The organism is Streptomyces shenzhenensis (assembly GCF_003688995.1).
GTDB classification, from domain to species: Bacteria; Actinomycetota; Actinomycetes; order Streptomycetales; family Streptomycetaceae; genus Streptomyces; species Streptomyces shenzhenensis_A.
Genome location: NZ_PENI01000003.1, coordinates 459318 through 472082, shown reverse-complemented (window position 1 = coordinate 472082; position 12765 = coordinate 459318). Strand labels below are relative to the sequence as shown.

General features: G+C 71.5%; 9 protein-coding genes. 6 read left to right on the top strand and 3 right to left on the bottom strand.

Annotated features, from left to right (window positions below):
• Positions 1-582: 582 nt before the first annotated feature.
• Together CTZ28_RS07725 and ptsP are read left to right on the top strand one after the other, a co-directional pair.
• A complete protein-coding gene (locus tag CTZ28_RS07725; protein WP_121888480.1) occupies positions 583-1032 on the top strand; it encodes a PTS sugar transporter subunit IIA in 450 nt (149 codons plus the stop codon).
• 78 nt (positions 1033-1110) lie between these two features.
• Complete coding sequence (gene ptsP / locus CTZ28_RS07720) at positions 1111-2781, top strand: phosphoenolpyruvate--protein phosphotransferase (protein WP_121888479.1); 1671 nt, start codon at positions 1111-1113, stop codon at positions 2779-2781.
• A 71-nt stretch (positions 2782-2852) separates the two neighbouring features.
• Here the strand turns inward: ptsP and CTZ28_RS07715 are convergent, their stop codons facing one another.
• Together CTZ28_RS07715 and CTZ28_RS07710 are read right to left on the bottom strand one after the other, a co-directional pair.
• Complete coding sequence (locus CTZ28_RS07715; protein ID WP_121888478.1) at positions 2853-3746, bottom strand: hypothetical protein; 894 nt, start codon at positions 3744-3746, stop codon at positions 2853-2855.
• 199 nt (positions 3747-3945) lie between these two features.
• A complete protein-coding gene (locus CTZ28_RS07710) occupies positions 3946-5913 on the bottom strand; it encodes an acetoacetate--CoA ligase (RefSeq protein WP_121888477.1) in 1968 nt (655 codons plus the stop codon).
• Positions 5914-6126: 213 nt separating this feature from the next.
• Between CTZ28_RS07710 and CTZ28_RS07705 the strand changes: the two genes are divergently transcribed.
• The gene (locus tag CTZ28_RS07705; RefSeq protein WP_121888522.1) at positions 6127-8487 is read left to right on the top strand and encodes a glycoside hydrolase family 31 protein; all 2361 of its coding nucleotides are present in this window, start codon (positions 6127-6129) and stop codon (positions 8485-8487) included.
• A gap of 9 nt (positions 8488-8496) precedes the next feature.
• On the opposite strand, the gene CTZ28_RS07700 is transcribed toward CTZ28_RS07705, so the two are convergent.
• On the bottom strand, positions 8497-9033 hold the full coding sequence (locus CTZ28_RS07700) for an NUDIX domain-containing protein (protein ID WP_121888476.1): 537 nt from the start codon (positions 9031-9033) through the stop codon (positions 8497-8499).
• 147 nt (positions 9034-9180) lie between these two features.
• Between CTZ28_RS07700 and CTZ28_RS07695 the strand changes: the two genes are divergently transcribed.
• The 3 genes from CTZ28_RS07695 to CTZ28_RS07685 all read left to right on the top strand — a co-directional run bounded on the left by CTZ28_RS07695 (position 9181) and on the right by CTZ28_RS07685 (position 12596).
• Positions 9181-9627: a Zn-ribbon domain-containing OB-fold protein gene (locus CTZ28_RS07695; protein ID WP_121888475.1), complete on the top strand. Its 447-nt coding sequence runs from the start codon at positions 9181-9183 to the stop codon at positions 9625-9627.
• Positions 9624-10814: a lipid-transfer protein gene (locus CTZ28_RS07690; RefSeq protein ID WP_121888521.1), complete on the top strand. Its 1191-nt coding sequence runs from the start codon at positions 9624-9626 to the stop codon at positions 10812-10814. The genes CTZ28_RS07695 and CTZ28_RS07690 overlap by 4 nt, the downstream gene beginning before the upstream one ends.
• 132 nt (positions 10815-10946) lie before the next feature.
• Positions 10947-12596, top strand: coding sequence for a GGDEF domain-containing protein (locus CTZ28_RS07685; protein WP_121888474.1), 1650 nt, complete (start codon positions 10947-10949; stop codon positions 12594-12596).
• The last annotated feature ends 169 nt before the right edge of the window (positions 12597-12765 follow it).

Genomic DNA, 12765 nt, shown 5'->3' with positions numbered 1-12765 from the left:
CCAGGATCAAACTCTCCGTGAATGCTTTCCCCGTAATCGGGGGCGACACATCACGAGAGCGGAACCACCGGAGGAATAACCCGATGGTCCACAGCGTCCTCGCTGTGTATTCTTCAAAGGAACCACGTCCCAGCCATAATGGCCGGAGACGGGGTATCAACATATCTGGCGTTGACTTTTGGCACGCTGTTGAGTTCTCAAGGAACGGACGCTTCCTTCGTACTCACCCTCTCGGGCTTTCCTCCGGGCGCTGCCCTTTCGGTGTTCCAGACTCTATCAGTGATTTTCCGTCTCCCTGACCACCCTCCTGCGGACATGCAGAAGGAGACCCCGGGATAGGATCTGACGAGTTTGGGTTCCGCTGAGCGAGGACATCCGATGGCGTCCTCGGTCTCAAGCAGGGGTACGACTGTACAGGGGGCCGTGAAGCGCGCGCAAATCCATTACGCCGGTGGCCTAGACCACTAACCGGTCACTTTCGTGCGGAACCCGCACTTCGCATGACATACGCTGCTGCTCAGTGCGCCGTTCCGGACCGACAGTGACGGCCCATCAGTGATCTCCACCCCTGGGAGGCTTCCCATGACCACCGTGTTGTCCCCGCTGGCAGGACGCGCCATCGGTCTCGCGTCCGTGCCCGATCCGGTCTTCTCCGGGGCCATGGTCGGACCGGGCACCGCGATCGACCCCGTGCGCGAGCCCTGCGAGGCCGTCGCTCCCGTGAGTGGTGTCATCGTCTCGCTGCACCCGCACGCCTTCGTCGTCGTCGACGAGCAGGGGCACGGTGTGCTCACCCACCTCGGTATCGACACCGTGCAGCTCAATGGCGAGGGCTTCGAGCTGCTCGTCGACAAGGGCGACACCGTGACGCGCGGTCAGGCCATCGCGCGCTGGAACCCCGCCGCCGTCGAGTCGGCCGGGAAGTCTCCGGTCTGCCCGGTCGTGGCGCTCGAGGCCACGGCCGACGCCCTCTCCGACCTCCGTGAAGACGGTGATGTGAAGGCCGGCGACAGTCTTTTCGACTGGAAGTGACGTCAGTGCCGTCGTAGGACGGCTAGTTGGACAACCACCGCGGCGGCGGGGCCCGCCGCACTATCGGAGACAGGTGAGATGGAGACAACGCTGCGAGGCGTCGGCGTGAGCCACGGTGTGGCGATCGGCGAGGTTCGGCACATGGGAACGGCGGTGCTGGAACCGCCGGCCAAGCAGATTCCCGCGCAGGAGGCGGAGCGTGAACAGGGGCGCGCCCGTCAGGCCGTGGATGCTGTGGCGGCCGACTTGATAGCGCGTGGCAATCTGGCGGGGGGCGAGGCCCAGGCGGTGCTCGAGGCACAGGCCATGATGGCCCAGGACCCCGAGCTGATGGCGGACGTGGAGCGTCGGATCACCGCCGGCAGCACGGCCGAGCGTGCCGTCTACGACGCCTTCGCCGCATACCGCGAGCTGCTGGCCGGCGCCGGTGAGTACCTCGCGGGTCGCGTGGCCGACCTCGACGATGTGCGGAACCGTATCGTCGCGCGGCTGCTCGGGGTGCCCATGCCGGGCGTACCGGACAGCGACGAGCCGTATGTGCTGGTCGCCCGTGATCTTGCGCCGGCCGACACGGCGCTGCTCGACCCGACCCTCGTCCTCGGTTTCGTCACCGAGGAGGGCGGGCCGACCAGTCACAGCGCGATCCTCGCGCGGGCGCTCGGGGTCCCGGCCGTGGTCGCGCTGCCGGGTGCCGGTGAACTTGCCGAGGGCACGGTGATCGCGGTCGACGGAAGCTCCGGCGACATCTTTGTGAACCCGAGCGAGGAGAAGAAGGCCCAGCTGGAGGCCGCGGCCGCGGAGCGCAAGGCCGCGCTTGCCGCCTCGACCGGGCCGGGTGCCACCTCCGACGGGCACAAGGTCCCGCTGCTGGCGAACGTCGGCGGTCCGGCGGACCTGCCGGCGGCCCTGGAGGCGGGTGCGGAGGGCGTCGGTCTCTTCCGTACCGAGTTCCTCTTCCTCGACGACAGCAAGAACGCGCCCTCCGAGGAGAAGCAGGTCGCGGCCTACCGGCAGGTGCTGGAGGCCTTCCCGGAGGGCAGGGTGGTCGTGCGCGTGCTCGACGCGGGCGCGGACAAACCGCTGGACTTCCTGACGCCGTCCGACGAGCCGAACCCGGCGCTGGGCGTGCGGGGTCTGCGGACGCTGCTCGACCACCCCGAGATCCTGCGGACACAGCTGACCGCGCTGGCCAGGGCCGCCGAGGGGCTGCTGGTCTATCTCGAAGTGATGGCTCCGATGGTGGCCGACCGCGCCGACGCCAGGGCGTTCGCGGACGCGTGCCGGGAGGCCGGGCTGCGGGCGAAGTTCGGCGCCATGGTGGAGATCCCCTCGGCCGCGCTCCGGGCGCGTTCGATCCTTCAGGAGGTCGAGTTCCTGTCGCTGGGGACCAATGACCTCGCGCAGTACACGTTCGCCGCGGACCGTCAGGTGGGGGCGGTGTCCCGGTTGCAGGATCCGTGGCAGCCCGCGCTGCTCGACCTGGTCGCGTTGTCGGCGGAAGCGGCCAAGGCCGAGGGCAAGAGCTGCGGGGTGTGCGGTGAAGCCGCGTCGGACCCGCTCTTGGCCTGCGTACTGACGGGTCTGGGTGTCACCTCGCTCTCCATGGGTGCGGCATCGATTCCCTATGTCCGCGCGACGCTGGCGAAGTACACGCTGGCCCAGTGCGAACGGGCCGCGTCCGCGGCTCGGGCGACGGACAGCGCCGAGGAGGCGCGCACCGCGGCCCAGGCGGTGCTGTCCGGGGAGTAGTGCCTCGCGCCCGGCGGTCGTCGCCGGTTGTCCAGGGGCGCTCCGCTCACGGCGGGGCGCCCCTGGTGCGTTCAGTGGTGGTGTCCCGGTGTCCTGCCGTCGTCTCCGAGGTCGGGAGGTTCGCCGTAGTCGACTCCCGGTTCGGGGGAGATCAGATCACCCGATTCCACGTCGGTGCAGTAGGCGTCGAAGACCTCTCCGGCGGTGAGGGGTTCCAGGCCGTTGTGCCGGATCCGCCAGCCGTAGACGCGGTCGGCGGTGCCGGGGGCGCTGGTGCGCATGACGAGTCCCCCGGGGCTGGGGGTGGCGATGCCCAGTGCGAGGACCGTCGTGAATTCGAGGGCCTCTGTCTCGTCCAGTTGTGTGGCGCCTGCCGTGTCCCTGTCGGCGTGGAGGACGGACACGAGGGTTTCCGCCGTGCCCGAGACGCTGCACACGAGGTGGTGGTCGCCGGGCGGTGCTGTGTCGAGGATGCGGACGACGAGGGCCGAGGCCCGGGTGAAGGCCGCGCGCCCGATGTCTTCCCCGCAGGTGGCACAGGGGCCGAGGCGGGTCAGAAGGGCGCTGGCGTATTCCCAGGTGGCCTGTCGGACGGCCGCGTCGACGAGTGAGGGCACGAGGTCGACGAGGTCCTGGCCCTCGTAGGGAACGGTGGCGCCCATGGCGGCGAGCTCCGCGGTGAAGCGTGCGCGGCTCGCGGGGGCGTCCGGTTCGAGGCCGGTGGCCGCGCAGAATTCGGCGTACTCCTCGGGGTCGAACAGGGCGACCGTGGTGTGGTTGCCGTGGGCGGCGCGGATCCTGAGGAGTGCCTCCACCTGTTGCAGGTAGGCGGTGTGGTCGTCGAAGGCGAAGGTGCGGTAGCGCAGCATCGCCCGGAAGTCCTGCTCGTCGGTCAGCAGGCCGAGAGTGCCGGCGATCTCGCGGCGCAGGACGCGTCGCATGGTCTGGTGGTCGGTGTGCGCCATGTTTCCCCCTGTGTGCAGTCGATCAATGCTCACTCACAGTAACCGGCGGCACTGACAACGAGCCGGGGCCGAGGTCGTCGGGCCCGGCCCGCGGGCGTCGAGGCCGACGCCCCATGGGTCTGCGCGTGCCTGGTCCGGTGAGAACCGGGGGTGACAGGGGGTGGACGGAAGTACTTTTGTCTGGTTTTCCGCCGATCGGTCAGCGCCGTTTGCGGGCCAAGCTCTCGTAAAAGTTCAGCAGATCGAGATTGTCGATGGATCCGGGGTTGACGGCCTTTTCCAGGGGCGTGCCCTGCAGGAGGCGCTTGACCGGGACCTCGATGCGCTTTCCGGTGAGGGTGTGCGGCACGCCGGGCACTTCGATGATCTCGTCGGGGACGTGGCGCGGCGAGAGCTGTTGGCGGATGGCCTGCTTGACGCGGTCGCGGAGGCCCTCGTCCAGGACGGCTCCCGGGGCCAGATGCACGAACAGGGGCATCCAGTAGCCCCCGTCGGGCTCCTCGATGCCGATGACCAGGGATTCCTTGATCTCGGGGAGGCGCTCGACGACCTCGTAGATGTCGGCGGAGCCCATGCGGACGCCCTGGCGGTTGAGCGTGGAGTCGGATCGGCCGTGGATGACGACGGTGCCGCGGGAGGTCACGGTGATCCAGTCGCCGTGGCGCCAGACTCCGGGGTAGGTGTCGAAGTAGCTGTCGTGGTAGCGACTGCCGTCGGGGTCGTTCCAGAAGTGGATCGGCATCGACGGCATGGGGTTGGCGACCACCAGTTCGCCCACCTCGTCGATGAGGGGCTTGCCGCTCGGGTCCCAGGACTGCAGGTCGGTGCCGAGGCCGGGGGCCTGGAGTTCGCCGATGTAGACCGGCAGTGTCGGCACGGCTCCGGCGAAGCAGGAGCACACATCAGTGCCGCCGCTGACGGAGGCGATCCACAGGTCGTCGCGGACCTCGTCGTGCAGCCAGCGGAACCCGTCGGGGGGCAGGGGAGATCCGGTGGTCGCGACGCACCGCACCCGGGAGAGGTCGAAGTCGCGCGAGGGGTGCACACCGGCCTTGCGGCAGGCCATGACGTAGGCGGCGGACGTGCCGTAGAGGTTTGCGCCGGTGCGTTCGGCGATCCGCCACTGGGCGCCGGTGTCCGGGTATCCGGGGCTGCCGTCGTACAGGACGATCGTGGTGCCGGTGAGCAGGCCGGAGACGAGGAAGTTCCACATCATCCAGCCGGTCGAGGTGTACCAGAAGAAACGGTCCCCCGGGCCGAGGCCGCAGTGCAGGCCGAGCTGTTTGAGGTGCTCGACGAGGATGCCGCCCTGCGACTGGACGATGGCCTTGGGCAGGCCGGTCGTGCCGGAGGAGTACAGCACCCACAGGGGGTGGTCGAACGGGACCTGCTCGAAGACGGGTTCCACGTCGGCCGAGGTCAGCGCCGACCAGTCCAGGGCGCCGGCGGGCGCCTCGGTGCCGAGGAGCGGGATGTGGACCACGGCGCGCAGGGTGGGCAGTTCGCGGCGCAGTTCGGCCACGACGTCGCGGCGGTCGTGCTCCTTGCCGCCGTAGCGGTAACCGTCCACGGTGAACAGGACGACCGGTTCGACCTGCTGGAACCGGTCGAGGACGCTGCGGGCGCCGAAGTCGGGGGCGCAGGACGTCCAGACGGCGCCGACGGCTGCCGTGGCGAGGAGCGCGACGACGGCCTGCGGGATGTTCGGAAGGTAGCCGCTGACACGGTCGCCCGGGCGCACCCCGAGGGCGCGCAGTTCGGCGGCGAGGGAGCCGACCTGCCGGCGCAGTTCGCTCCAGGTGACCGGGCGTGGCTCATGGATCTCGTCCACGTACAGGAGCGCGGGTTCGTCCGCGCGGTCCGTGGCGGCGCGCAGGGCGTGCTCGGCGTAGTTCAGGGTCGCCCCGGGGAACCACTGCGCGCCGGGCATCGAGCGGTCGCCGAGCACGCGCGCGTAGGGCGTCGAGAAGCGTACGTCGAACCACTCCGTGACGGCTTTCCAGAAGGTGTCCAGCTGATCCACCGACCAGCGGTGCAGCGCCGGATAGCCGCCCTCGGACGGGGCGCCGTGCCGTTCGGCCGCCCAGGACTGGAACTCGGTGATGCGTGCCTGGGCGATCCGTTCCGGTTCGGGCTGCCAGAGCGGCTGGGGGTTCGCGGTCGACATGGGGCGGCTCCCGGACTGTACGCGTCGTGTGCGTCGCTCGCGCACGGGATGCATTGTGCGCGTGACACGGCTGACACGGACGATGCCATGTGATCGACTTCTACACCAGGGTGCGCCCCACATAGTCCGTGTCGTAAAGATGTGGTTCCAGCACGGGTGAACGGCAGTTGAACGACACGCATGGGTGAGGCGCTCAGTGGCAGTGTGATCAGCATGGACGGTCGTGACCTGGTGCGTTCGGTGAGAGTGGTCGGTTCGATGAGAGCGGCTCAGGGGTTGCGTACCGTGCGGGCGGCGTGGCGCAGGATGCGTACCGACGCGGTCGGATTGCCGCCGCGGGGCGCGGAGCGCGCGCGGGTGCCCGGTCCGGTGCGGAGTGCGGAGCCCGGGCCCGGGGGTGGTGTCATCCGGTTCGCCAGGTCCGAGCTGCGGATCACCGTCGCCGTGAACGGGGCCGTCTTCTGGGGCTGGGACGGGGCGGGTCCCGAGCCGTCGTACGCGCTCGCGGGACGCTGTCCGGAGCCGGACCCCCGGGCGCTGCTGGAGCCGGACACCGACGGCGGCTGGCGGGTCGTGGCGGAGCGGGTGACGGTGGTCGTCTCCCGGCACGGGGCGATAGAGGTGTGCACGCCCGGGGGCGTCATGCTGCGCCGGGATCTGCCGCCCCGGTGGTGGGAGCCGGTGGGCGGGGGCTCGGCGCGCTGGATGCAGCGCTCGGAGGTGGCCGCCGACGCGCGCTTCTTCGGTCTGGGCGGGCGCGCGACCGGGCCCCGGCTGCGCGACGGCACGTACCGGCTGTGGAACACCGATCCCGGCCGTGCCTTCTCCCCCGGCGACGATCCGCTGTACATCACCATGCCGGTGCAGCTGGTGGTCGCCGACGCGGCGACGCATCTGGTCTTCCACGACAGTTCGTGGGACGGAACGGTGACGCTGCGGGAGGGCGAGGAAGGCGCCGGCTCCGGCCACGACCGGACCGGGAGGTGCGAACTGCGGATGGACGGCGGCCCGCTGCGCTGCTGGGTGATGGTGGGCACTCCCGCGCGCGTGCTGCATGTGTGGGCCTCGCTGACGGGGGCGCCCGCGCTGCCGCCGGCGTGGGCGCTCGGGCACCATCACGCGCGCTGGGGCTTCGGCAGCGAGCAGGAGGTGCGGCGGATCGTCGCGGGCTACGGGGAGCGTGGGCTGCCGCTGGACGCCGTTCACCTGGACATCGACCACTACGACGAGCACCAGGTGTTCACGGTCGACCACGAACGCTTCCCGAAGCTGCCGGCGCTCGCCGAGGAGCTGCGGCGGCAGGGGATCCGGCTGGTGTCCATCGTCGACCCTGGGGTGAAGGCCGCCGCGGGCAACGCCGTGTTCGACGGCGGAACGGCCGTGGACGCCTTTGTCCGGGCTCCTTCGGGACAGGTGGTGCGGGGTGTGTCGTGGCCCGGCGAGTCGGTGTATCCGGATTTCACGCACGCGCGCGTGCGTGCGTGGTGGGGCGGGCTGTACGAGGAGCGGCTCGCGCAGGGCTTCGCGGGCTTCTGGCACGACATGGACGAACCCACGTCCTTCAGCGCCTTCGGGGAGTCGACGCTGCCCCGCTCGGCCCGGCACTTCCTGGAGGGCCGCGGCGGTGACCACAGGGAGGCGCACAACGTGTATGCGCTGTGCATGGCCGACGCGGCTCACGAGGGGCTGCGCAAGCTGAGCCCCCAGGAGCGGCCGTTCCTCTTCTCGCGCTCCGGCTGGGCCGGGATGCAGCGCTACGGGGGCACATGGTCCGGGGACGTGGCCACCGGCTGGCCGGGGCTGCGGGCGTCCCTGTCCCTGGTGCTTGGCCTCGGGCTGTGCGGGGTGCCGTACTCGGGTCCTGATGTGGGCGGGTTCGACGGGAGCCCGTCGCCCGAGCTGTTTCTGCGCTGGTTCCAGCTCGGCGCGTACCTGCCGCTGTTCCGCACCCACGCGAGTCTGCGGGCGGGGCGCAGGGAGCCGTGGGAGTTCGGTGCCGAGGTGCTGGAGCACGCGCGTGTGGCGCTGGTGGAGCGCCGGCGTCTGCTGCCGTACTTCGTGACGCTGGCGCATCTGGCCAGGCGTACGGGCGCGCCTTATGCGCGTCCTCTGTGGTGGGGCGCGCCGGAGGACCGGGCGCTGCGCGACTGTGAGGACGCGTTCCTGCTGGGCGACAGTCTGCTGGTGGCGCCGGTGCTGGATCCGGGCGCCGACCGGCGGGCCGTGCAGGTGCCGCGCGGGCGCTGGTACGACACGGCCACCGAGCGGGTCTACGAGGGACCGGCGCAGGTGCTCGTCGACGCGCCGCTGTCGCGGATTCCGGTGCTCGCGCGCGCGGGCGGCGTCGTGCCCGTACGGGGCGCGGACGGCGGGCTCGAACTGGAGGTGTGGGCGCCGGCCCGCGGCCGGACCGGCGGCGGACTGGTGGTGCCGGACGCGGGCGACGGCTGGGACGAACCGGAGATCGAACGCTACGTCGCCCGCTGGTCGGGGCGTCGGGTGGTGGTCATGCGGGACGGGGAGGACGGCGTGCGTGAGCCGTCCCACCCGGTGCGCATACGGGGGCTCGGGTGAGCCCTGGGCTCAGATGTACCGGCCCTCGAACCATGCCCGTACGGCCAGGGTGTGCAGCGGGAAGGCGAGTTCCTCGGGCCTGCGCAGCAGGTGCCAGCCTTCCGTCTCGTCCGTCGCGTGGGACGGCGGGAGCACGTCTGCGGGGCGCTCCGGGAGGAGCCCGAACAGCAGCAGGTGCCCGTCGGGCGAGCTCATGGCGTCCATGAGCCGTACGTCGCGGGCGGCCGCGTCGATGCCGGTCTCCTCCTTGAGTTCGCGGACGACGGCCTGCCGCCAGTCCTCCCGGTCGTCGAGGTAGCCGCCCGGCAACGCGATGCCTCCGCGCGCGGGTGCGACGGTGCGGGTGATGACGACAAGGGCGGTGCCCTTCGTGTCGTACACGGGCTGAAGGGCGATCGCCACCGGCAGCGGGTTGCGGTAGGCGACGGCCCCGCAGGCCGGACAGGTGCGGGGCCAGCCGGAGACTCCCTCTCCGTAGGGCGCTCCGCAGCTCGAACAGTGCGAGTCCGGCTCGGAGTTGGCGGTTGAGTGCTGAAATTCGGACACGCGCGGACTGTATCTGATCGCAGGAAGGACGTCTTCCGGAAGCCGTCTCCCGAGGGAGCCGTCCGGTTGCGCGGCACGGCCTGCCCATTTGGCCGCGCCCGTGCCACACTCCTGACGTTCCGTCAGATTCGATGCTCCGGAGGGGCTATGTCGCGCACACGTACGCCGGCGGTCGCCGGCTGGTTCGCCGGCGAGGGAGACGCGTTCCGGCTCCTGGGCACCCGCTGTTCGGCCTGCGCCGCTGTCTTCTTCCCCCGCGAGGACACCCACTGCCGCAACCCCGGCTGCCCTGGCGGCACCCTGGTGGAAACACCTCTGTCGCGACGCGGTCGCATCTGGTCCTACACGGACACCCGTTATCGGCCTCCGTCACCCTATGTGAGCAATCCGGAACTTCCGTGGGAGCCGTACGCGTTGATCGCGGTGGAGCTGGAGTCCGAGCGGATCGTGGTGCTGGGACAGGCGGCTCCCGGCACCGCCGCCGCGGACCTGGGGGTGGGCATGGAGGTGGAGGTCGTCCCGGGGGTGCTGCACGAGGACACCGAGACCACCTGGACGACTTGGAACTGGCGGCCGACGGGGGTGGGGGCATGACGGCGGACGTGGCGGTGCTCGGCGTGGGCCTGCACCCCTGGGGCAAGTGGGGGCGCGGGTTCGTCGAGTACGGCGCGGTGGCGGCCCGTGCCGCGCTCGCGGACGCCGGACTGGAGTGGCGCGACATCGGGTCGGTCGTCGGCGCGAACACGGTGCGTGGCGGCTATCCGGGGCAGGTCGCGGGAGCCACGTTCGCGAAGGCACTGGGCTGGCAGGGGGCCCGGGTCACCAGTGTGTACGCGGCGTGCGCGTCCGGCGCGCAGGCGATCGCCGCCGCGCGGGCGCAGATTCTCGCCGGGCTCGCGGAGGCGGTGTTGGTGGTGGGCGCGGACGCGGCGCCCAGGGGCTTCTTCCGGCCCGCGGGCGGCGAGCGGCCCGAGGACCCCGACTGGCTGCGCTTCCGCCTGCTGGGCGCGACGAACCCGGCGTACTTCGGTCTGTACGCCCGGCGGCGGATGGCGGTGCACGGCGACACCCTGGAGGACTTCGCCCTGGTGAAGGTGAAGAACGCCGCTTCGGGCGCGCTGAATCCCCACGCTCGCTACCGCAGGCGCGTCACGGTCGAGGAGGTCGCCGCCTCCGCGGTGGTCGCCGACCCGCTGCGCCTGCTCGACATCTGCGCCACCTCGGACGGGGGTGCGGCACTGGTGCTGTCGAGCCTGGAGTTCGCGCACCGGCACGGGGCGTCGGAACCGGTGCGGATCCGGGCGGTGTCCACGGTGACGCCGCACTATCCGAGCACCGTGCTGGACCTGCCGGACATCGCCACGGACTCGGCGGCGGCGGTCGAACCACCGGAGCGGTCGTTCCGGGCGTCGATCGCCCGGGCCGCCTACGAGGAGGCGGGCATCGGCCCCGAGGAGCTGTCCCTGGCGGAGGTGTACGACCTTTCCACCGCCCTGGAGTTGCAGTGGTACGAGGATCTGGGGCTGTGCGGCGAGGGCGAGGCGGCGAAGCTGCTCCGGGAGGGCGCGACGGCCCCGGGCGGGCGCATACCCGTCAACGCGAGCGGCGGACTCGCCTCCTTCGGGGAGGCGGTGCCCGCCCAGGCGATCGCCCAGGTCTGCGAGCTGACCTGGCAGTTGAGGGGCGAAGCGGGCGAGCGGCAGATCACCGGAGCACGCGTGGGGATCACCGCCAACCAGGGACTGTTCGGGCATGGCTCGTCGGTGATCGCACTGCGCTGACCGGGGATGGACGGGACGCGTGGGACGGGAGGGCCGCCTGGGTTGTTCTACGCTGTGTGATCGACCCGGAATGCTGCGTGAACGTCTTATGAACTACGCCTGGGCGCGCGCCGGCAGCGTCATCATGCTCCCGTGCGCCCCTGGACGGATAGTCTCCGCTTCGCCTTCCAGCCGGTGGTCAACCTGGCCACCGGCGGGGTCGCCGCATTGGAGACGCTCGCCCGCCCGGAGACCGGAGACATCCTGGCCGAGGCCCGTCGCGACCCCGAGCTCGACGGCAGACTGGCCGTGCTGGCCTTCCGAGCGGCGGCTCGCATGGAGCGGCTGCTGCCCCTGCACATCAACGTGTTCGCCGCGACACTCGCCGACCTCGGCGGCCTCACGCCCCTGCACGACGCCGTGCGCGCGGCGGGACGCCTGCCGTGGGAGGTGACCCTCGACATCGTCCCGCCGTACACGCACGTACCGCAGCGGGCGCTCCTCGACGCCGTGTCGGCGCTGCGCGGCCAGGGGTTCCGGATCAGTGCCGACGGCATCGGCGAGGGCGACGTGCCGCTCAGGCTGCTCACCGACCTCGCCCCGGACCTGGTCAAGCTCGATGCCTCGCTGCTCGGCCGGCCGGCCGCGGTGCGGGCCATGCGGACGCTGTGCGAGCATCTGGGCGCCCTGCTGGCGGTCGAGGGCGTGGAGACCGAACAGCAGCACGCGGAGGCGCTGTCGGCCGGTGCACAGCTGGCACAGGGCGAGCTGTTCGCACCGCCGGCCCGGATTCCCGCCGTGGACGTATACGTTCCGCCCCGCTTCCCGGAGGCCCTCGCCGTGCCGCGGCCGGGGCCGACGGTGCGCGAGTTCGTGCGGCCTGCCGCACTGCTGCCGGTGACCGCCTCGGCGGGCCAGGTCCGGGCGCTGCTGACCGGATCGCCCGACGTGTCCGGAGTGCTGCTGGTGGACCAGTCCGGGGCCCCGGTGCGCTCGGTGCACCGCTCGCGGTTCCTGCTGTCGATGTCGGGCCGCTACGGGCACGCCCTGTACGCCGACCGGCCCGCTTTCAAGCTGGGCGACCCGCCGCGCACGGTCGGCGCCGACGCCACGGCCTGGGAGGTCCTGGACGTCGTGGCGGTGGGCGGCCGGGACCGCACCTCGGACGATGTGGCGGTGGTGGACCGCCGCGGGCGCTGCGTGGGTGTCGTCCGGCTCGCCGACCTGGTGCGGGCGCTGGCCGAGACGCGGGTCGAGGAGGCGGCCGGGCTCAATCCCCTGACGCGGCTGCCGGGTTCGGACGCGATCACCGGCGAGGTGGACCGGCGGATCGCGGGCGGGCGGGGCTTCACCCTGAGCTGGCTGGACATCGACCACTTCAAGCAGGTCAACGACGGGGCCGGCTTCGCGGCAGGCGACGAGCTGATCCGATCCGTGGGGCGGACGCTGCAACAGGCCACGGCGGGGCACACGCGCGTGGGGCACATCGGCGGTGACGACTTCCTGGTGCTCGCCGACGAGGAAGGCCTCGGCCCGCTGGCCTCGGCCATGCTCGGCGCCCCTTGGTCGGCGGGCGGCCGACCCGTCACGCTGTCCCTGGCGACCGTCGTGTGCGCCCCGGGCAGCGTGGTCGACCACCGGCAGGCCGCGGCCTGTCTGGCCCCGCTGAAGAAGGCTGCGAAAGAACTGAGCGGGGCGAGCTGGGTGCTGGCGCGGGCGGGGCTGCCCGGGTACGAGATCCTGCACGGTGCGGCCGTGCCGTCCGCCCGGTCGGGCTACGCGGCGGTCGATCCCTGGAGCTGAACGGCCGTCCCCGCGAGGCCGGTTGAGCGGGCGCGGGCCACACCCGGGCGGCTGTCACCGTTGCTGTCGACGACCTTGACGCTCCCGGGACGCCGGTGAACACTTCCCGGTGTCGGTCGACATCGCCGTACATTCTCGGCGTAATCAGGCACAGCGCCACGCGGGCCCT